General features: G+C 44.7%; 12 protein-coding genes. 11 read left to right on the top strand and 1 reads right to left on the bottom strand.

Going from position 1 to position 21,965, the window contains the following annotated elements:
- The first annotated feature begins 191 nt into the window (after nt 1–191).
- From BK127_RS09370 to BK127_RS09390, 5 genes are all read left to right on the top strand, one after another.
- Entirely contained in the window at nt 192–2,297 is a 2,106-nt protein-coding gene (locus BK127_RS09370; RefSeq protein ID WP_179097426.1) for a helix-turn-helix domain-containing protein, read from the top strand.
- A gap of 368 nt (nt 2,298–2,665) precedes the next feature.
- Nucleotides 2,666–3,568, top strand: a complete 903-nt coding sequence (locus tag BK127_RS09375; protein ID WP_076229774.1) for an ABC transporter permease — start codon at nt 2,666–2,668, stop codon at nt 3,566–3,568.
- 13 nt (nt 3,569–3,581) lie between these two features.
- Nucleotides 3,582–4,457 carry a carbohydrate ABC transporter permease gene (locus BK127_RS09380; RefSeq protein WP_076229775.1) on the top strand — a complete coding sequence of 292 codons (876 nt, stop codon included), beginning with the start codon at nt 3,582–3,584 and terminating at the stop codon, nt 4,455–4,457.
- Nucleotides 4,458–4,575: 118 nt separating this feature from the next.
- A complete protein-coding gene (locus tag BK127_RS09385; protein WP_076229776.1) occupies nt 4,576–6,267 on the top strand; it encodes a type 2 periplasmic-binding domain-containing protein in 1,692 nt (563 codons plus the stop codon).
- 216 nt (nt 6,268–6,483) lie between these two features.
- On the top strand, nt 6,484–12,957 hold the full coding sequence (locus BK127_RS09390) for a glycoside hydrolase family 99-like domain-containing protein (RefSeq protein ID WP_076229777.1): 6,474 nt from the start codon (nt 6,484–6,486) through the stop codon (nt 12,955–12,957).
- Nucleotides 12,958–13,268: 311 nt separating this feature from the next.
- On the opposite strand, the gene BK127_RS09395 is transcribed toward BK127_RS09390, so the two are convergent.
- Entirely contained in the window at nt 13,269–13,502 is a 234-nt protein-coding gene (locus tag BK127_RS09395) for a hypothetical protein (RefSeq protein WP_076229778.1), read from the bottom strand.
- Nucleotides 13,503–13,654: 152 nt separating this feature from the next.
- On the opposite strand from BK127_RS09395, the gene BK127_RS09400 reads away from it, so the two are divergent.
- From BK127_RS09400 to BK127_RS09425, 6 genes are all read left to right on the top strand, one after another.
- Complete coding sequence (locus BK127_RS09400) at nt 13,655–15,463, top strand: sensor histidine kinase (RefSeq protein WP_076229779.1); 1,809 nt, start codon at nt 13,655–13,657, stop codon at nt 15,461–15,463.
- Nucleotides 15,450–17,006 carry a response regulator transcription factor gene (locus BK127_RS09405; RefSeq protein ID WP_076229780.1) on the top strand — a complete coding sequence of 519 codons (1,557 nt, stop codon included), beginning with the start codon at nt 15,450–15,452 and terminating at the stop codon, nt 17,004–17,006. The genes BK127_RS09400 and BK127_RS09405 overlap by 14 nt, the downstream gene beginning before the upstream one ends.
- Nucleotides 17,007–17,176: 170 nt before the next feature.
- Entirely contained in the window at nt 17,177–18,100 is a 924-nt protein-coding gene (locus tag BK127_RS09410; RefSeq protein WP_076229781.1) for an ABC transporter permease, read from the top strand.
- A 13-nt stretch (nt 18,101–18,113) separates the two neighbouring features.
- A complete protein-coding gene (locus BK127_RS09415) occupies nt 18,114–18,986 on the top strand; it encodes a carbohydrate ABC transporter permease (protein ID WP_076229782.1) in 873 nt (290 codons plus the stop codon).
- A gap of 57 nt (nt 18,987–19,043) precedes the next feature.
- Nucleotides 19,044–20,753 (top strand): extracellular solute-binding protein, encoded by a 1,710-nt coding sequence (locus tag BK127_RS09420; protein ID WP_076229783.1) that lies wholly within the window; start codon nt 19,044–19,046, stop codon nt 20,751–20,753.
- A gap of 125 nt (nt 20,754–20,878) precedes the next feature.
- Nucleotides 20,879–21,958, top strand: a complete 1,080-nt coding sequence (locus BK127_RS09425) for a Gfo/Idh/MocA family protein (RefSeq protein ID WP_076229784.1) — start codon at nt 20,879–20,881, stop codon at nt 21,956–21,958.
- Nucleotides 21,959–21,965 lie beyond the last annotated feature (7 nt).

Raw genomic sequence — 21,965 nt, forward strand, 5'->3', positions numbered from 1 at the left:
ACCTATAATAAGGTTGTTTTAAAAAATGAGGTGAACCTATTAGGAATCATTGGTTTTCACGGATATTGATTTCTTATGTACCGGTTTTTTTGATTGTTGTTACTTTGCTCATTTTATTTCTTTTTCTGGGTGTGAGTGAGGTTTTAAAGAAGGAAGCCGAGGAAGCTAATCGAATTTATTCCACACAAGTAATGAAGCTTATTGACCAATCACTTTCGGCTATTGATCAAAGTATTATCAATGAAATTATAGCAGACCACAGCAGTATTCGTGATTTTTTTACACCACAGCAAGGAATTAACCCGTTATTCCAAACCTATGAAGCTTCACTTGAATTGAAAAATCTAGTCTTAAAGCATGCCATTATCGATTCGATTTATCTTTACCGTTACTCGGATCAAGCCATTTTAAGCAAGAACCGTTTTATTCCGCTCAGCGAATTTGGGGATAAGGAATTTCTACAAGCCCAACTGACCGGAGATGTGTCGCTTCAATCATGGAGCGGAAGTAGACAATATGTGGAGTTCTCCTCGCAGACGGAGCCGATATCTGTAATAACCCTTGTTCGTAGCGTGATTTTATTTTCCGGGGAAGAAGGCAAGATTGTCACCAATGTCAAAATAACGGATGTACAGAAGATACTCCAGGATTTATTTGATTCGGGGATCAGCTACGCGGAGCTTGTGGATGGTGAGGGCAATGTAATTCTGTCAAGAAATGGTTCCGAGTTAGAGCGAGCCATGCAGAAGCCAACAGAAATGTATTTATCCGATATTCACTCGCCGATAACCAATTGGCATCTCCGCAGCGGTGTCGAGGCGGGTAAAGTGTATTATTTTATTTCTAATTTTTCTTATATATGGCTTACTATGGGTCTGAGTATAGTTGTATTTGGAGTCATCTGGATTGTTTATATCACCCGTCGCAATTATCGTCCGGTCGAGCTTATGATTAATCAAATTCAGTCGCTCTCCTTCAAGATTAGCCAGAAATTGGCTACGCATACAGGAGGAAATCAGCTCAGTTTTATTGAGAATGCGGTAGAGAATTTAATAGAGGAATCGAATAAATTTCAACAAAGACATGAAGAGAATATCGTATTCCGCAAGAAAGTATTTTTTCAAGAGGCTTTGGAAGGTTCGCGAGAGATCACACCTGAGCGATGGACGGACGAAATGATCAAGTTTGATCGTCCTGTGAAGTATAGCGGTTTTGAAGTCGTATTATATGAAATGGATAAATTTACTGATTTTAAGATGAGCTACAACCAGAAGGATCAATACTTATTAAAATTTATTCTGTGCAGTGTGATTGCGGAAGTGGCACAAAATAACGGTGTGATCGTTTGGCATGAATGGATGGAGCATCATATCGTAGGGGTGCTTTATCAGTATCAGGATGAGCAGGGGGAGAATTCCGAGCGGCTTGCAAGTATGCTGGAGGAAGTACGTGAATGGGTGCAGAGCAACCTGACGTTTACCGTTACGATTGGTGTAGGCAGTTTAATCAAGGAAGCCGCATTGATTTATCGTTCATACGACGACGCAAAGCAAGCGCTTGGCTATAAATCTGGTTTGGGCAGCAATCGAATCATTGCTTACAACGATATCGAAATGTCTCCGAAAGGGGATATGTTCCGCCATCTCCAGCCTGTACGGACGCTGTCACAGCAATTTCGCTTGGGCAATCCATCGTGGGGGGAGGAGCTTGAGGCATTCTTTGATGAATTGGAGAGAACACTGCTATCCAGAGAAGATGTAGAGAGTATACTAAATTATCTGATTTATCAAATGAATCGGGAGCTCATGGAGCTTTCGGAGGACTATGGTGAAATATGGCGAAATAAAGGACTGCTGCCTATCAATGAGTTATTGCAGCGGTTTGATACTTTACGGGAATTCCGTGGTAAGGCGAGTCTGATTCTGACTGAAACATCAGAACATCTGGAGCGTATACGTGAAGGCAGGAACAATAGGAGCCTGCTTGCCGAGGTAAGGAGCTATATTGAAGCCAACTACTTTGATCCGGATCTTTCCTTAAATCACTTAAGCGATAAATTCCAAATCAATTCGAAATATGTAAGTCAACTATTTAAAGAAGAATTCGGGGAAAACTTTGTTGATTATTTGGCCTTCGTAAGGATGGAGCATGCCAAACAACTGCTGAGTGATACTACCATGTCTGTACAGGATATTGCCGGAAAGGTCGGTTATCAGCATAGTGTCTCTTTTAACAGGGTATTCAAGAGACTTACCGGGAAAACGCCAGTTGTATTCCGCAGTGAATCAGTAAAGTGAGATTCTTTCACTGTTATGTTCATAAAGCCTTTGCGTATGAATCTTTCATATGTTTGAGGCTTTTTTTGTGGTCAAAATTGTATACCCAACCAGATAAACGAATTGTTTCGACAACTGGACGGAATTATGACTGTTACTGAATCGTGTCTATTATTGAGCAAGCATCCTCACGCGGCAATTATAATGAAGGCAAATCGCATATCCCAGCTTATACAGAAAATTGTTTAACAACAGATTCTTGTCTATTGCAGGCGTAATATGAATATCCCTACACTTAGGTTTATAACAGACACCATAGATGAATGGAGGGTAAGCATCAAATGGTAACCATCAATAAAAAGCGATTGAAGAAAGGAGGGTAGCATCAAATGGTAACCATCAATAAAAAGCGATTGAAGGAAAATTTCCCACTGTTTATCATGTTTACCCCTGTGTTATTGTTTTTTGTTATTTTCAAATATATACCTATGCTAGGACTGATTATTGCTTTCAAGGATTACAACCTGTATCAAGGTTTTCTCGACAGCCCATGGGTAGGACTTAAGCACTTTCATTATATTTTCTCGAATCCCGAAACGGTTCGAATTGTGAAGAATACCTTTGTGTTAAGTTTAACGGGCATTTTATTTGGCTTTCCATTGCCAGTTATTTTGGCTATTCTCTTAAACGAAGTACGCAGGATGTGGTTCAAACGATCGATCCAAACATTGATTTATTTACCTCATTTTTTTTCATGGGTCATTATCAGCGGGTTTGTTTTCACGATATTTAATCAGGAAACAGGCATTGTTAATCATGTAATTGAACGGTTAACCGGAGAGACCTATGCGTTTCTTTATCACAATTTCTCCTGGTGGTCGATATTTATCGGATCGGCGTTATGGAAAGAAACCGGGTTTTCAGCGATCATCTATCTGGCAGCAATAACAAGCATCGATACCAGCTTATATGAAGCGGCCAACCTGGACGGTGCTAATAAATGGAAGCAAATTTGGCATATTACGATTCCTGGACTGGCTTCGACCATGATTCTTATTCTGATTATTTCCTTGGGGCGTGTAATGGAGGTTGGATTTGATCAAGTGTATGTATTGCGAACGCCTGTCGCGACTCTATCGGACGTCATTAGCACTTACATATATCGGATTGGTGTACAGAATTCACAATTCAGTCTGACAACTGCACTGGGCTTATTTGAATCATGTATCGGATTAATTCTGGTGCTGACTGCCAATCAAATCGCGAAACGTTATAACCAGAGCTTATGGTAGGAGGGACTTCAGAGTGAAAACCAGCAAGGGAGAACACGTTTTTTTCACCGTTAATTACGTTTTTTTGGCTTTATTCGGGATTAGTGCATTGGTGCCCTTAATCAATATTTTGGCAGTCTCATTGAGTGATAGTTCTGCCATTATCTCGGGAAAGGTGTCGATTTGGCCGATCGGTTGGAACATCGAAGCCTATAGGCAGCTTATCGAAGGAACAAGAATTATTCACGCTTTGAAAAATAGTATCATCATAACAGTGGTTGGTGTTGCCCTGAGTATGTTATTTACAATATTGGCTGCTTATCCATTGTCTAGAAATACATTCTATGGCAGACGTTTCTTTACATTGGTGATTGTGTTCACGATGTTGTTCGGCGGTGGATTGATCCCAAGCTTTATGGTCATCAAAGAATTGGGGTTGATTAACTCTTACGCTGCGATCTGGCTGCCGTCCTTGGTTAGCGCATTCAATATGATGATTATGCGAACATTCTTCCTCAATATTCCCTCTGAACTAGAAGATGCCGCACGAATGGACGGATGCGGAGAATACAGAATGCTGCTGCAGATTTTTCTCCCGCTCTCCTTACCAGTCCTTGCCACGTTGACTTTGTTCTATTCTGTAGGGTATTGGAACCAGTTTCTAACAGTGCTCCTGTACATCAATGATGCTAAGAAATACAACCTTACTGTACTTGTGCAGAATATGGTGGCAAGTCAGCAGCTGCTTCAGCAAATCAATACATTTCAAGCGGAAGACTCGGTTTCTATGACACCAGAAGCGATCAAAGCAGGAGCAGTTGTGATTTTGCTGCTACCCCTAATGATCGTGTATCCATTCTTGCAGAAATATTTTGTAAAAGGTGCCTTAGTTGGAGCAGTTAAGGGATAGAGGCTGTTATGGATTGCTAGGGTGATGTCAATCGATTAGAGTGTATGGAATGGAGTAGGAATAGGCAAGGGTATCAATGCTCGGAGAAATGAACGAAACATAATCAGGAGGGTTAAATATGAATGGGATAAAAGCCGAATATAGTACAAAAATAAGGATCGTTTTGGCATTGGCATTGGTTTTTGTAATTATGAACGGTTGCTCCAACAGTAAGGATAACACAGCAAGTGATACAGCTTCTCCAGACGCGAGCGCATCCGGACAGTCGACTGAACCGGCGACAAAGAAGCCGAAATCGAAAATATCGGTTTCCGTCTATGACCGGGGGACTGTACCAGCCGCCGAAGGCACCATAGACGACAACCGCTGGAGCAAATGGATCAATACTAACGGACCGGCAAATGTAGGGTTTGTCCCGATTCCACGCTGGGAATCGCTGCCGAAGCTGAATACTTTGTTTGCCTCGGGATCGGCTCCTGATTTAATCTTTGAATTTGATGCAAAAATTAAAAATCAGTTTCTTGCGCAAAAGCAGTTTATGCCAATAGATGATATGGTCAGCAAAAGTGTGGAATATAAAAAATTTCTTGAGCAAAATCCAGGCGTCAAGAAATTGGCTATGAATGAAGATGGCAAGATGTATTATTTTGGCCGTGTGGTTGGTCCTACGCTGAATGTGGGACTGGTGATTCGGGAGGATTGGTTGGAAAATCTGGGTTTGAGGTCTCCGACAACCCCTGAAGAGCTATTGGCTGTTTCTAAGGCGTTTACTGAACGGGATCCGGACGGCAACGGGAAGAAGGATACATTCGGTTACCATCTAAGCTTCATCGGCGGGGGAGTAATCGATCGTATGTACAATAGTGGTGAAATCCCAGACGGCATGCTCCTAAATAATGGAGAGCTCGTTCGGCAGTGGGATAATTCCAAAGCTGCTCTGCAATTGAAGAAGCAGCTGTTCGATGCAGGAACGGTAGATAAAGACTTCCTGACAGATAAAGGGGAAAAGGCGCTTCAGGATTTTGTCAACGGCAAGCTTGGTATTTACGGTATTAATAATATCAACGCAATCAGTGTGGGATACAAAAATTTCGAAACGTTACGTAAAAATAATCCAAATGCCAAAATTAAATTTATTCCATTTCCAACGACAGCATACGGTTCATACAGCTGGGGCTGGGAACCGATTCAGATGGTAGCGGCGGTAAATGCGAAAGCCAAGAATCCTCAGGCTGTTATGGACTATATGGACTTTCTTACCAAGGATTCGACGCAATTGTCTTTGACATATGGTGTCGAAAATGAACATTGGAAGATGGGAGAGGATGGTTGTCCGAAGCAGATTGATCCGGCCAAATCAAAAGCTGAGGTGGACTATAACGGAGATTTCCGAATTCAGGCCAACATAGGGATAGGTTTGATTGCCAAATGCGCGCAACTGGAAAAAGTATACGATGTGAAAATTCCGCTGCAGAAGGAATATCTGGATCTACTCCTTCAGCAAGCGAAGCCTGCTTATTTAAATCCAGAGCGTCCTTTCAACGGATTCACAGCTTCGGGTTATAATCCGGCCCTTCCACAAGATTTATCGGCTTTATCGGCTTCATTAACGCAATCGATCAACGATATTTTCAACAAAGCAATTGTAAGCGGTGCTTCTTATTCCGTGGATCAGGCGATAAACGATGCTAAAATAGCCTGGAGCAAAGGCAGCGGAGACAAAATCGAGGCATGGTACAAAGACTGGTACGCCAAGAATAAAGATAAAATTTACACAACAGCAGAAATATACAAGCAGTATGTAAAGTAGGCTTACACGACAGTTGATTAACCAAAATATAGCAGTATACAAGTCTACCACGTTTACAAACCTAGTTCAAACTCTTCTGAAAGAAGAGGATGCGCAAAAAATTCTTAGGCGAGTTGGGTTATGAAGATACGGCACGTAAATTCATAGCCCATCAGTTGCTCTTATTCTTTATGAACGCTGCTTTAGCGGATTTCAATAATGAAAGGGGAGATTTGTATGGGAAATAAGATCAGCTTGTCAGGGATTCTTGTGGCTCTATGTATCTTGTCTATTTGGATGGTAAATCAATGGGGAGCTTCTACCGCTCATGCAGAAATGGTAGCTTCGCCCAAAGCGGAGTACCTATTGGATGAGGATTTTTCTGTCATGACTACTGGATATGATCCCAATGATGTCGTGGCTAGTGGATGGGATACAAGAAAGGCGGGAGGGGCGATTTCCTACGGCTATAACAGCTGGTTTAAAATTAGCGATATCAGTAATGTACTTCCCGTATCCATGACTAAAAAAATTCGTCCGCAGCATTCTGGCAAGCTCACCTTGGAATACAGATTTAGAATGCCTGCTATTGTAAATGAAGTAAAGTGGCAGCTTCGTAGTGGAGAAGTGGAAGGGGTTAGCCTTGAGGTAAAGAATGGCAAGCTGAGTCTGGCAACTGGAGTGACCTGGTATGACCTCCAGACGCTTACCGCCGATGTGGAATATGGGGTTAAAGTAATTGCTGACCTCGAAGCCAACAACGTGCAGGTTTATGTCAACGGCCTGTTAAAGGCAACGGAAAAAGGCTTTACCCATAGTGTAGAGTCGATTGACAACTTTCTTGTGATTACAGGCGATGTGACTACGGGCGAAATGTATTTTTCACCGGTCAAGATTCATAAAGGCTATGTCATTAATGAAAGGTTCCTTTCTACCGTGGAAGGACCGCTGCCACAGGACTGGAGCACACAGCCTAATGGGGGTGCGATTGCCGTTGAAAAAATGAATAATTCAAAAGCTCCGGATGTGTTTAGCTTAAAAATGGATGCAGCCAACGCGAATGGAGCTATGCAAATAGGGCGATCTGTTCCTTCCCAAGAAGGACGCCTGGTTATTGAGTATAAGGTTTTGATGCCAACGCAATTGGATGGCTTCTCCATGGAACTAAAAGGTGGAGAATCAACAGCCTTCCAATGGCTGACACAAGACGGAAAATTCTCCTATAAAAACGCTGCTGGCCAATATATAAATTTTTATGATTATATACCCAACCTCTGGTACCATGTAAAGCTTAAAATGAATACGCTTACAAATAAAGCGGATCTTTATTTGAACGGCAAGCTGAAGGTAGAACAATTGGATGTACTGGCGAGCAGTGTTGATCTTGTCAGCTTTGCCATTGCCGCCTCCAATCACGGAAGTATGTCCTTGGATGATATTCTTTTGTACCAAGAGGCTGAGGAGCCTGCGGATTATGTAACTGCCCCTGTGCCGGTGGCCAAGGAAGGGGATGCCTTAGTTGGTGCCCAGGCCTGCTCCTTGTGGAGAGAAGGGCAGCATTTGGGATGGGAACGGATCCAGCCTTACCCAGAAAGAGTTCCGGTGCTTGGCTTTTATGACGAAGGAAACCCGGAGGTAGCGGACTGGGAAACGAAGTGGATGGTAGAGCATGGAGTCGACTTCCAGATGTATTGCTGGTACAGGCCAACGGGATCGGAAGGCAAGCCGATTAAGGACCCACGTCTGGGAGCGGCGCTTCATGATGGCTACTTTAATGGTAAATATAGTAACCAGACGGATTTTATGATCATGTGGGAGGCTGCTGCCTCCAAGGTAAGCGGAAGCGACGATTTCAGGAATAACCTGGTGCCCTACTGGATGGAATATTATTTCAAAGACCCGAGATATCTGGTCGTCGACAACAAGCCGGTTATTGGTATATATGGCTATACCCCTTTGAAAAATAGTCTGGGCGGCACGGCAGAGTCATTTAGGGTGGAAATGGACTATTTAAGGCAAGCCTGCAAAGACGCTGGCTTTGATGATGTGATTATTCTGATATCCAGTTCAGGTGCGGATTCTGCCATGATGAGCGATATGCAGAATGCGGGTATGGATGCTGTGTTTGCCTACTCCTGGGGCGCGCTTGCCGGGAGAGAAGCCCTCCAGAAGTCTAAGTTGGAGCAGCAAAGGGATGTAGGGATAATGGATGTGATCCCCGTTATCAGCATGGGCAGGGATGATAGCGCTTGGGGCGGAGCGCGGGGGTATTATGCAACACCCCAGGAATTTCAATCAACGGCACAATGGGTAAAAGACAGCTTTATACCCTCTTTACCGGAAGAAAGCCCGGGCCGCAAAATCATATTGCTCGATAATTGGAATGAATACGGGGAGGGTCACTTTATTCTGCCAGCCGGGTTAAACGGATTTGGATATCTGGATGCAATCCGGGAAGTATTTACAGCGGGAGGTATGCACACGAATGTTGTGCCTACACCCGAGCAAAAGGATAGAGCCCGGGGCTTATACCCGGAAGGCAGAACCGTCCTCCCTTCCAAAGCGGTTGAACCTCCGCCCCTAACTAATAATGGCAGTATCCAGTACAGCAAATTATGGGATTTCAATACGGCTGGAGACAGCGAGGGCTGGACGATAGCTAAACAGGTCAACCCTGTAAGCATTGCGGGAGGTTATTATTCGGGTACATCAACGGGTAATGATCCCGGCATACTTTCACCCGATTCACTGGGGATTTCTGCGGAAGAGAATCCATATCTGCATATCCGTATGAAAAACAGTACTGCTGATATGGCAGGCAAGGTTTATTTTATCACCGAAAAGGATCAAGTCTGGAAAGAAGCCATGGCCGTCGATTTTTACGTCAATAATTATGACAGCAACTATTCGGACTACTATGTACCGATGTGGAGCATTGGTAACTGGACGGGAACTATAAAGGCGATCCGTGTTGACCCGATTACAACCACAGGTGATTTCAGTATTGACCGGATTGGCCTGGTGGCGGTTCCCATAGAGGGCATAAAGATGATGCTTGACGGAAAGCCGGCAACAACCTTAACACCTTTGGAAATCGTCGATGGCAGCGTTAGGGTGCCTCTGGTCGAGATTCTTAAGAAAACGAACATACCTTATGAATGGGATCATGAAGGCTCTATCCTCGCTGTAAAGGATAACAGTGTCATTCGGGTCGTATACGGACAAAGCACAGCCTATAAAGGAAATACACCCGTTAACCTGGAGCATGTGCCTATATGGACGGAAAGTGATTTGCTGGTTTCAATCGATGCGTTAGACGCATTGTTCGGCTTTCATTCGGTGTTGAAAGCACAGGAAGAAACTTTGTATATTTTCAGCTCTCTGCCCAAAATTCTGGGAGATAATGTGTTAGTTGATCCAGGGATGGAAATGAGCATACTGCCCTATACCGGATCAAGGATCAGTACGGAATTAAGCACATCAGAATATCATTCCGGTCATCAGTCGGTCAAAATCACCAAAGAATATCCGTATGCAAAAATCTATTTTCCCGGCGTGGAAAACGGGAAGGAATATTACTATTCCGCATGGGGGAAGCTGGCGCCAGGCTCAACTCTTGGAGAGAAGCTTCGTATATGTTTGCAGTACCAATTAGATGGTGTTACCAAGCAGGTGGTTATGGTAATAGGACCTGCGATGGATGCTACCAATTGGAAGCAGGTACAGGGCTATTTTAAGATGAATGAAGTCGGTGTTGTTTCCAATTTGACGATGTATCTATATACGGATTCTCCTGCGCTAGCCGATGCCTATTATCTGGATGACGTAGAAATCCGGCCTGTGACCTATTCCAATGACCCCATCCCAGCTCGTGTATCTGGTGTCAGCCTGAACAATACAACTATGGAGATCGACGTAGGCAAGACAAGGCGATTGATGGCCACCATAGAGCCTCAAAATGCGGTAGAAAGGGCAGTCACATGGAGCTCAGACAACCCGCTGGTAGCTATTGTGGATGTGAATGGAGCCGTTTATGGAAAAAAAGAGGGAACGGCTACTATCACGGTTACAACAGTGGATGGCGGCAAAACGGCTTCATCTGCGGTTACAGTCACAGAAGGGTATGTGGAAACCGTTGCATTGACAGTAAAGCCTGATGGAACCGGCGATTTCATCTCTCCTAAGCTGGCTAACGATAGCATTCAGGATAGCAGTCCCGAAAAGCAATATATCATTCTGATCTATCCAGGTGTATATACGGAGAAAAACTGGGTGGTTAAGCCTTATACGACCCTTCGGGGAACTGACCGGGAAACGGTCATCCTAAAAGGAGAGAATAGTCCATCAGCCACTAACCTTGAGATCACCAACCAATCAACCATATGGCTGAAGGGCACGGCCAATCTGGAGAACCTCACGATTACCGCCAGAAATATGAGGTATCCGGTTCATAGTGAGGACAGCGGCAATAATAAGGATGCGGTTCATATCGTGAAAAATTCCCATATCGAGCATTATGGCAATCTCGAAGCTGTTAATTATCGCAATAGCTGGGTGGCGGCTCATCCGGGTGTTACTCCACCGACAGATTTGGACCCGACCAAGGTATGGGGCGGGATCAGCGGGGTGGGTTCACATGCTTGGGGTTATGGTTCCGCGAGCGGTGTAAGGGAGACTGTTTATGGCAGTTCTTTTGTTTCGAAAGCTGACGGTTGGTATGTGCATAATCGCGAGGATTTCACCAAACCCCAAATCAATGTGATCAACAACAGTCGAATCGTTTCCACGGAGACCCTGCAGCCTATTGTTATCCAATCCTTGGGCAGTGGAACGAACGATGAGGTCATCTTCAATAACACTGAAATTATAGGGACTTATATGGTTCAGAATGATTCGCCTTGGATTACGCAAAAACCGGAGAACCAATATGCGAACCATGCGGATTATAACGTTACTTTTACGAACAGCACACCGATCGGTTACGAGGATGGCCATAGGGGAAGGGCGCTGGCCTTGTTCAGCAGCTCCACAGGCAGCCAATCCTCTGTAAGGGTTAGCGGAGATGCCGTGCCGGATATTCTGGGGACGTATGAAACCCGGGACGGAGGCGGTGGCCTGGATGGCTATCTATACGGATACTGGGATATATCGGGTATCAAGGTGGGCTTGAGTTCCAACATTGACGTCAATAACACGTTGGGAAGAAGACTCGGTGATGTTAGCGCCATTCATAAAACACTGCAAGTGACCTTTGAAAATGGAACCACTAAAACGATCATTTTTAATGAAAATTATACGAATCAGCCCAACTCCTATGTATTGGGCAAAATTAATGAAGCTTTGGGCGTTTCAGGCAGAGCCGTGGAATATAATGTTACTGGTAGTGAATATTATCCGCAGGTATCGGATAAGCAATTAATTTTAAACAATTATACCCAAGTTGGGATTCCCCGATTTGCGGCTGTGCGATTTGATACCGACAATACTACCCTGCGGCTCATGAATGCCGCTGATGCTCCTGAAAGCTTTGTAGGCATCGCGCTGGAGCGAATTAAACCGGGGGCGTCGGGGAGAGTATTGACAGAAGGGATCATGAAAAGCAGTCAATTATATGGATTCTCAGGAAACGTAATTCAGGGAACCAAGATTTCAATTGGGACTCAGGCTGGAAGCCTGAAAGTAAGCTCGAATGGAATTGCACTGCTGGAGGGGATTCAGGCCAATTGGGCTTATTTTAAAGGAAATACGAATGGGGTTACCCCGCAGGATACGCCAGCGCCTCCCTTATTAGCCCCCTTGGTCGTAGTGCCGGGAAGCGTTCCGGGATCGACGAGTGTTACAGCAGCTGTATATACGTCGTCCAGTGTGACTGGATCGGTATACCAGTTATTTCTGCAGGTATCCCCAACCGCCATCCCCATACCCGGTACGCTAAGTGGAAGTGTGCCAGCGGATGCAATTGCATTGGAGAGTGGAGTGCCAAGCGAAATTCGTAATTTGGTACCGGGTCATTATATTGGAGTCTACGAAAAAAATGGATTAAGTGGCCGTATCAGTCATTTCAGTTATCATCATCTTCAAGCTGGGGATATCACTCCCAATTCGTCTGGAGAATCGCCTCCGAAAAGTAAAGCTGGACCAGGAAAACCCACTCTTTCGAACAACAATGGTTACCATACAGGACTTCATGTGGGCAATTATAATGTTACGATGAATATGTGGTACGGAGATAACGGGAACTCCTATAAGCTTTATGAGAACGATGTAGTGATTGATACGCGAATGCTCAAAGATGATACACCGCTAGCCCAGGCTTATACTACTGCAATTAACGGCAAGAAGAACGGTACGTATCGATATGTTGCGGAACTGTCCAATGCATTCGGCACAACGAGAAGCGATGTGATGGTTGTGACTGTAACGAACGCGAATCCAGGGAAACCGAATTTGTCCCATGATAATTGGGGAGGATCGGGTAGCTTCAACGTAAAAATGGACTTGTGGTGGGGTACTAACGGTACCCAATATCGTTTGTTTGAGAACGGCGTGCTTATTGATACGCAAGCACTGACGGATCGATCGCCAAACGCCCAGTCTACGATGAAAGCTATAGCTAACAGAAGCATAGGCACATATGAGTACCGCGCCGAGCTTGTAAATGCTTCAGGAGTAACCTCAAGCGATACGATACGTGTAACGGTCAGTAAGTGAAGACCCGCTTGTGCTAGGCTTACAAGTAGTCAAAAGAGCGCTTATTGCCATCAAAGGCAATAAGCGCTCTTTTGACTATTGATACCTGCCATTAACTTCTCATTACAAATGAAGATTAATTTTTCATTGCCAATTCCAAGAGAGGGAGCCTATAATAGACCAAATTGCAAACAGGTAATTTTTGTTAATAGTAAAGCTTGGGTAGGGAGATATGGCGGTTATAGATGATCTGTATCATTATTGTGACAAGTCACCTTGGGACAAGAGAAAATTAAACCAGCTCATTCCTCCAACTTATGGGGCATTTTTTGTTAACATGAGCAATGTATTACCCTGGAATCCAGGAAGGCAGTATTCGGAAATATACGTACTGGATGCCCGATTTCGTGATGGGGTGTGTTCAGCGGCAGGACGATTAGCGGGCAGCTTTGTTTGTGGGCTACGGGTGTGGTCTCGATATGAATTTCATCTACGCCTATCGACAGAATCTGGTTAATCTGCAGCTCTGGTAAGTCGAGCATTTCCTTGATATACTGGTTCTGCATCTGTTATTTCCTTTTTGTTAGTTGGTAGGACTTCCAACAATACAGGATTAGCAGGTGTTTTTCCATTTTCAACCTTAGATCAGTTCGTCAAGCACTGGCTTTGGTGTAGAGCCGAAATTCGGTTTACTATTTGAATAACAGGAGTACTTACGATGCCGATCTGGATTCGATCATTATTAGGGATCAACAGAAGTTTCAGAGTAAAGCTGATTCTCAACTTATCTGTCATTATCTTGCTGGCTTTTGGCGTAACCGGTTATTTGACGTACCAGTATAATATGAGGCTGTTTGAGGAGGAAATCAGCAAACAGTTTTCGAGCACGAATCAAGAAGCGCTGGCCAAGATGGATCTTAAAGTACAGGAGATTATGCGAATTTCGCAAACGGTTGTGTTTAATCCGCAAATTGAAAAGATGATTAGACAAATCAACTCCAATGAGGGCTCTGATGCATTCAGCGTATATTATGATAAAAAGCAAATTGAGGATCAGATTTTTCAGATTAAAACCGATGCGCCTTATATTACTGGAATGTATCTGTATGATCTGGACGGAAACTCTACGTACTTTAAGTACACCACCTCAGCGATCAACACTCTAGATCAAGATGTGTTTAGAGTCATTCGCTCAAAGCTTGATGATACCTATGGAGATCTGATATGGATGAATATGGCCTTGCCAAGCTCGATAGAGCCGAGTGGGCTTAGGAAAACGATTATTACGTCCCGATTGATGAAAAATAGCAACTTAAATACGTACGGTGTGCTGGTAATTACGATAGACGAATCTTTCTTTTCCAGTGCGCTCAAAGAATTGACGAAGGAAGGAACAGGTGATGTCCACTTGTTCAATCCGAATAAGGAGCTGCTTTACAGCAACTCACCGCAGGACTCGGAGGCAAGACTTCAGCAGCTGAGAAGCCTTAATGAAACTGAAGTTATCCATAATGATATGTTTGTTCAAGGAGAATCGAAAACGACTTCATTCAAGCTGGTGAGTGGCACTTCATTGACAGAAATTCAGAAAAAGAACCGCGACATTTTCCAAAGAATTGTATATTCCGGTTTGATCAGCATCCTGCTCACAAGCGGTTTAATTGTGCTGTCCACGGGAAATTTGCTGAGACCCCTTAAAGATTTGTTACAAGGGCTGCGCAAGGTACGGTCCGGGGATTTTGAGGCGCGAATCCAGATTCGAACGAAAGACGAGCTGGCTTATATCGCGGAGAGCTTTAATAATATGGCGGAGCATGTGGAGCGGTTGATCAAGGAAGTGTATATGACCCAGTTAAGTGAGAGAGATGCTGAGCTTAAAGCGCTGCAGGCACAGTTGAATCCACACTTTTTGCATAATATGTTTAACGAGATCTACTGGAAGCTGTATTTGCAGAACGAGAAAGAGACGGCGTCCTTGATCGCAGCGATATCGGAAATGTTAAAGTATTCTTTAATGCCCGTCAAAACCTTAACTACCGTGAGAGAGGATTTGCAGCAGATCCGTAATTATGTCAAGCTGCAGGCGGAGCTGTTTGAAGCGGATTTGGAAACCATTATCCAAGCAGATGAACAAATCCTCGAATGTGAAATTATGCGTTTTCTGATTCAACCGCTTGTCGAAAATGTATTTGTCCACGGATTCCGTAATAAAGTATCACATAAAATCCTCTTGATCAAAGCACGCAGCCTTGGTGGTTTTCTGGAGATCGAAGTGACGGATAATGGCTGCGGTATGGAGGAATCGGTCATTTCTTTGCTGCTTAGACGGGAAGGTACTTCCTTGCCACAACGCTCGGACGGGCGGGAGAGCCTTGGGGTGAGAAGTGTCGTAAGAAGAATCGAGCTCATACACGGTCCGCCTTATCGCCTGGAGATTGTTAGCGGACTCGGAAGCGGGACCACGATGCGGCTTATATTGCCCAACATCAACATTCAGAAGGGAGAACAGGAGCATGCTGAAAGGTAAAGTGCTGATTGTGGAGGATCAGCCTAATTTTCGCAAGGGACTGACCAAGATGTTTGAGGAGGGGCAGCTGGGATGGCAGGTTGTCGGTGAAGCCGGGAATGGGCAGGCTGCTCTGGAGCTGCTGGAACAAGTCAAGCCGGATCTGGTGCTTACCGATATTCGCATGCCGATTATGGATGGCATTGAGTTCGTCGGGCATTTACGCCGCAGCTACCCGGATATGCTGGTGGTCATTTTGACCGGCTACAAAAATTTTGAGTATGCACAGGCGGCCGTACGCCATGGAGCGCTGGATCTCTTGATCAAGCCATGTACAGAGCAAGATGTGCATCAGGTGATGAACAAAGCGTATGAACGGTTTTATGAAAAGGTAGCGCTGCTGGAGAAGCAGCATGTGCAGCACAAACAGCAGCAGGATCAGGAGCTGCGTGCGGCTTTATTAGACTTGCCTTATTCGATGGCTATATCCAGCAGTCTGGACGAAATTCTGAGGGGCCAGGAATTGTGGCTGCTGCAGTGGATTTATGAGGACACGGCCATTCATCATTACGGGAAACATGACATGAGTCTGCTTCAGTTTGCTTTCTCCAACATTGTCGAGGAGCTGGTGAAAGAAGCAGCAATTCACGCAAGACTACTGCTCGTTGAGCACAACCGCTTTGTTCTGATCGCCGAATCGGGTATGTTGGAAGAGAGCTTGAAAGCAGCGATTCGGGATGCATCGTTACAATATTTAAAAATTCGGATTGAGATGATTTCGATGGGAGCCGCACCTACTGCCAAACATTTGGCTGGCTTATACAATAGGTTCAAAGGGTTGGATTACGAATCAACAGACCCGCACGCTGCAGGCGAGGGCATAGGAGGTTATGGTACAACACTGTCATCCAACCAGGCCCGAGTCAAGGAATTGGAAGTTCAACTGATGTCTGCGATATTGATGGGCCAGGAGGATAGTCTTCAGCAGCTGTTGGATCGACTGGTTAAGGAGCTGTCCAGCAAATCACCGGAAGAGATGAAGATAGGGGCATTATCGCTTTCGATTGCTTTGCTTGGTACGATACAGAAACAATTTGATCCTGATGAAAACAGCCTGCTGCCCAAAATCCCCAGTGACATGCCGGAGGCCAACTGGACTCCAGAAGAGGTCACCCTGTGGGCGAGCGAGCAAGTGAAGAACTTTTTACTGCTGTTTAATAACTGGCAGGCACTTAAAAATGACAATTTGATCGAGAAAGCCGTCAAATATATTGAAGAATATTATAATGAAGCTTGCAGACTGACAGATGTAGCAGCTTATGTGCACCTCAATGCAAGCTACTTCAGTGTATTGTTCAAGAAAACGGTAGGTGAGAGCTTTACCCGGTTTGTCACACGAACCCGTATGGACAAGGCAGCTCTGCTGCTGCGTAACACCGATATGAAAATTTTTGAGATCGCTTGTGCAGTTGGATTCGATGAACCGAACTATTTTACGAATGTGTTCAAGCAGCAGTATCAAATGACACCTAAAGAATATCGGAATTATCGGGTACCCGAATGATGGGTTTTAAACAAATATAAACAGATACCCAATGAAATTATAGATTCTTCTATAATTTTTCAAGGGTTTTTTTTGTTAAATCTCTTATGATTAGGTTATAAGAAATGAATGAATGAAGGAGTGAAACATACGTGAGAGGAAGTACCCAAGGAGACTCCCGGAATTCAACAATGGCTCTTCGCAAGGCCTCGTCCCTGCACCGAAGAAGAAGATTGAAGCAAAATATCCCATTGTTTATTATGCTGGTTCCTGTGTTTGCCTTTTATATTTTATTCAAATATTGGCCTATGGGCGGTCTTGTTATCGCTTTCAAAAATTACAATTTTGCAGATGGCATCCTGCATAGTCCATGGGTAGGCATGAAAAATTTCAATATCCTGTTCTCCAGCTCCAATACGCTCCAAATTATATGGAACACCTTTTGGCTCAGCTTTTTGAATTTGGTCATCGGATTTCCCGTACCTATATTTCTGGCGATCCTGCTTAATGAGGTCAGAAAAACCTGGTTTAAAAAATGGGTGCAAACGATCATTTATTTACCGCATTTTTTCTCATGGATCATTGTATCCGGTATCGTACTTTCGTTATTTGCCACTGACTACGGCTCGATCAATAAGGTGCTCAAGCTGTTGTCGATAGAACCGATCACCTTTTTGTATGAATCTAATTCCTGGATTGCGATATTTGTAGGCTCCGGCATTTGGAAGGAGATGGGGTTCAGCACCATTATTTACTTGGCTGCCCTGACGACCATTGATCCTTCCCTGTACGAATCCGCTGGCATGGATGGTGCCTCTAAGTGGCGGCAAATATGGCATATTACATTACCTGGCATTCGCCCAACCATCATTTTGCTGCTTATTCTTGCTATGGGCCGGCTGATGGAGGTTGGCTTTGATCAAGTGTACAACCTGCAGAACGCAGCGGTTGCCGACGTGTCCGAGGTCATTAGCACTTATATTTATAAAATTGGTTTGGGTAGCTCGCAGTTTAGCTTGACGACCGCCATGGGGCTGTTCGAGTCGATTATTGGCTGTACGCTTGTGTTGATCGCCAACCATATTGCTCGCAAATTTGACCAGGCTTTATTTTAGAAGGGAGTACTGCATGAAAGCAACCAAAGGAGAAACCATTTTTTATGCCGTCAACTATGTACTGCTCGCGGCAATTGCCTTAACCTGCCTGCTGCCCTTTATCCATATCATAGCCTTATCGTTAAGTGATCGTTCATCGGTGGAATCGGGACATGTTTTTTTCTGGCCGGTAGGTATGCAGTTTACGGCTTACAAGATTTTTTTCATTACGAGCCCAGCTTTTACAGCATTCAAAAATAGTATTATTATTACGGTTGTCGGCGTCACGCTAAGTATGCTGGGTACGGTACTGGCTGCTTATCCCCTGTCGAGAGGTTATTTGATAGGACGTCGCTATTTCATCCTTGCCATGGTATTTACGATGCTGTTCTCTGGAGGATTAATTCCTACCTATCTTGTTGTTAAGAACATGTCCTTAATTGATTCCTACTGGGCGATCTGGCTTACCGGATTCATCAGTACGTACAATATGCTGCTCATGCGAAGCTATTTTGAAAATATCCCCCATGAGGTGGAAGAATCTGCTCGTATTGACGGATGCAACGATGTATCGCTGCTGATCCGAATCATACTGCCATTGTCGCTTCCGATGCTGGCCACACTGGCTCTCTTCTATGGAATCAATTATTGGAACACGTTCATGAGCGTATTGATGTACATTAACAAAAGCCAATTGCAAAATCTGACGGTTGTCGTTCAAGCGATGCTGCAAAAAAACGATCTGTTGAATTCCCCTTCCCTTAATTCCGATGAGCAGCAGATGGTTGCGACCGAAATGGTCAAATCGGTAGGCGTCGTCGTGCTGGTAGTTCCGATGCTGGTGGTGTACCCATTTTTGCAAAAATATTTTGTGAAAGGCGTTATGCTCGGTTCCGTTAAGGGTTGATTACGAGGGTTGTCCAGTTTAACAAAACTAACCAATATAATTTCAGGAGGCGTTTGTATGAACAGAAAGCTATGGATGGGAATGACCCTGGGAGTCGTAGCATTAGGCACAGCACTGGCTGGCTGCAGCAGCGATAATAAAGAAGGGGCACAAGCCAACAGCACAGATGGGGCAGCAGGGAATAAACCGGCGGCAGCGACGACAACGCCAGCTCCGGCAGCGCCAGCCAAACGCGGAGATATTACGGTTACGATGTATGATCGTGGAGCCGTACCTGCTTCGGAGGGGAATTATGAGGATAATCGCTGGACCAAATGGATTAACCAAAACGGGCCAGCCAATGTGAAGTTCGTTCCCGTGCTGAGAAGCGATTCAACGAAAAAATTAAACGTACTGTTCGCGTCCGGTTCTGCCCCGGATATTATTAACGAGTATAATACGCCGTTTCGTGGCAGCCTGTATGATCAAAAGCAGCTGATGCCTATTGATAATATTTTACCGTCTATGCCAGAATACCAGAAGCTGCTGACCCAATATCCACAGTTGAAAAAAGCGGGAACCAAGCCGGATGGCAAGATATACGAGATTGGCAAGGTAAAAGAAGCTACGCCTGCACATATTTTATTGATTCGTACCGATTGGCTGAAAAAACTGAATCTGGCGATGCCAACCACAACAGATGAATTATTGACCGTTGCCAAGGCATTTGCCGATCAAGATCCGGATGGTAATGGCAAGAAGGATACATATGGATTGAACATGAGCACATATTCAGAGCAAGCAATTAATGAAATATTCGGGGAGAGCTCATCCAGCACTTTGTTGGCTTGGGACATCAAGGATGGGAAAGTTGTCCGTGCCTGGGATAAAGAGCTGGCTTCCCTTACATTCAAGAAGCGTCTTTACGATGAAGGGCTTATCGATAAGGATTATATCAATGATAAAGACGGGGCCAAGGCGAAGCAGGACTTTTTGAATGGCAAGATCGGCATTTACGTCAAGTTTACAGGCGGTTGGTATGATTTTGTCATGAATGATTATGCGACGCTGAAGAAAAACGTACCCGGAGCGGAAGTGGCACCACTTGCTTATCCAAAATCACCAATGGGGACGTTCACAGGCGCTATCGATAACCCGATTCAAATGACAACCGTGATTAACGCGAAGGCGAAAAACCCCGAGGCGGTTGGACAATATCTGAACTTTATGATGAAGCCGGAGAACGCATTAAAAATCATTAATGGAGATGAAGGCACCCACTGGAAAAAGGCTGCAAATGGATGTCCTCAAGCTATTGACCCGGCTAAGTCGAAAAATGAAGTCGGTTACGCTGGTGACTATACGATGTTCTTCTCCTCAGGTGTTGATAAATGCACGTTCGTCTTGAGTGGCTTTAACCCTGAAGTACCTGAGCAAAAAGCAGGTATGGACATGTATAGAGACATCCAGAAGATGTACTTCGATTCCAAAAGAGAATACCCAGGTATAACCTTAGGCGATCATATGCCCGTGTATTCTGCTGATCTCAACTTGATCAATACAACTATTCTTAAAGAAAAAGGCGATCTTTTTGTCAAAGCTATTATTAGTGGAAGCAAATATAGCCCTGAACAGGCGATTAAGGATTCACAGGCTGCCTGGGATAAAGCGGATGGTAAAAAGCTTGAGGAATTCATGAACAAGTGGTATTCCGAAAATAAAGACAAAGCGTTCATGGCTAAGGATGTTAATGAAATTGTGAAACAGCAAATGGAGCAAGTGAAGTAAATTAGCGAGATAGTCGGGTCACCAGGAGCTGGACATGAAATAGCGGGCTGGCTGTACATGCCGTGCTCGCTTGAGTGCCCGGCTTCTTCTTATCGGTTGTCTATATCATGAGGAGGATTAATGTAATGAACAAACTACAAGTAGCCATCATCGGTTGCGGCGGTATTGCCAATGGTAAGCATTTGCCCAGCCTGAGTAAAATAGATCAAGTAGAAATAGTTGCCTTTTGTGATCTTATTGTGGAAAGGGCCGAGCAGGCCGCAGATAAGTATGGCAATCCGGGGGCAAAGGTATTTGAAGACTATCGCGAGCTGCTGGCGAATCCATCCATTGATGTTGTTCATATCTGCACGCCGAATGATAGTCATGCCGAAATTTCTATTGCGGCTCTGGAAGCCGGCAAGCATGTCATGTGTGAAAAGCCGATGGCCAAAACGGCTGCGGATGCAAGACGAATGGCGGAAGCCGCCAAGCGCACGGGCAAAAAGCTGACTATCGGTTACAATAATCGCTTTCGTGCGGATAGCCAATATTTAAAGAAGGTTGTTGAGGAAGGAGAGCTGGGAGACATTTATATGGCTAAGGCCCATGCGGTTCGCAGGCGCGGGGTTCCGACCTGGGGCGTATTTCTAGATGAAGACAAGCAGGGTGGGGGTCCGCTCATTGATATCGGAACACATGCGCTTGATTTGACAATGTGGTTAATGAACAATTACGAACCTAAGGTGGTGCTCGGCGTCACTTACCATAAGCTTTCCCACAAGCATAATGCAGCTAATTCCTGGGGCTCCTGGGACCCGGACAAGTTCAAGGTGGAGGATTCGGCGTTTGCGATGGTCATTATGAAGAACGGCGCAACCATTATGGTCGAATCGAGCTGGGCGTTAAACACACTCGATACGAAGGAAGCCAAATGCACGCTTTGCGGTACCGAAGGCGGGGCCGATATGCAGGATGGCTTGCGTATCAACGGTGAAAAGTATGGTCGATTGTATGTGAATCAGCTTCAGTTTGAGGCCAAGGGTGCCGACTTCTATGATGGCAAGAAGGAAAGCATGTCGGATAAAGAAATACGTATGTGGATCGAAGCGATTATCGATGATAAGGAGTTAATTGTAACTCCAGAGCAAGCGTGTGTAGTATCTGAGATACTGGAAGCTATCTATGAATCCAACCGAACAGGGCGCGCTGTCTATTTTGACTAGTCTAACT

This window comes from Paenibacillus sp. FSL H7-0331 (assembly GCF_001956045.1).

Excerpts from the sequence above, each read along its gene's own strand:
- BK127_RS09370 (WP_179097426.1), top strand. The coding sequence starts at position 192 with ATGAAGCTTATTGACCAATCACTTTCGGCTATTGATCAAAGTATTATC.
- BK127_RS09375 (WP_076229774.1), top strand. The coding sequence starts at position 2,666 with ATGGTAACCATCAATAAAAAGCGATTGAAGGAAAATTTCCCACTGTTT.
- BK127_RS09385 (WP_076229776.1), top strand. The coding sequence starts at position 4,576 with ATGAATGGGATAAAAGCCGAATATAGTACAAAAATAAGGATCGTTTTG.
- BK127_RS09390 (WP_076229777.1), top strand. The coding sequence starts at position 6,484 with ATGGGAAATAAGATCAGCTTGTCAGGGATTCTTGTGGCTCTATGTATC.
- BK127_RS09395 (WP_076229778.1), bottom strand. The coding sequence starts at position 13,502 with ATGCAGAACCAGTATATCAAGGAAATGCTCGACTTACCAGAGCTGCAG.
- BK127_RS09400 (WP_076229779.1), top strand. The coding sequence starts at position 13,655 with ATGCCGATCTGGATTCGATCATTATTAGGGATCAACAGAAGTTTCAGA.
- BK127_RS09405 (WP_076229780.1), top strand. The coding sequence starts at position 15,450 with ATGCTGAAAGGTAAAGTGCTGATTGTGGAGGATCAGCCTAATTTTCGC.
- BK127_RS09410 (WP_076229781.1), top strand. The coding sequence starts at position 17,177 with ATGGCTCTTCGCAAGGCCTCGTCCCTGCACCGAAGAAGAAGATTGAAG.
- BK127_RS09415 (WP_076229782.1), top strand. The coding sequence starts at position 18,114 with ATGAAAGCAACCAAAGGAGAAACCATTTTTTATGCCGTCAACTATGTA.
- BK127_RS09420 (WP_076229783.1), top strand. The coding sequence starts at position 19,044 with ATGAACAGAAAGCTATGGATGGGAATGACCCTGGGAGTCGTAGCATTA.
- BK127_RS09425 (WP_076229784.1), top strand. The coding sequence starts at position 20,879 with ATGAACAAACTACAAGTAGCCATCATCGGTTGCGGCGGTATTGCCAAT.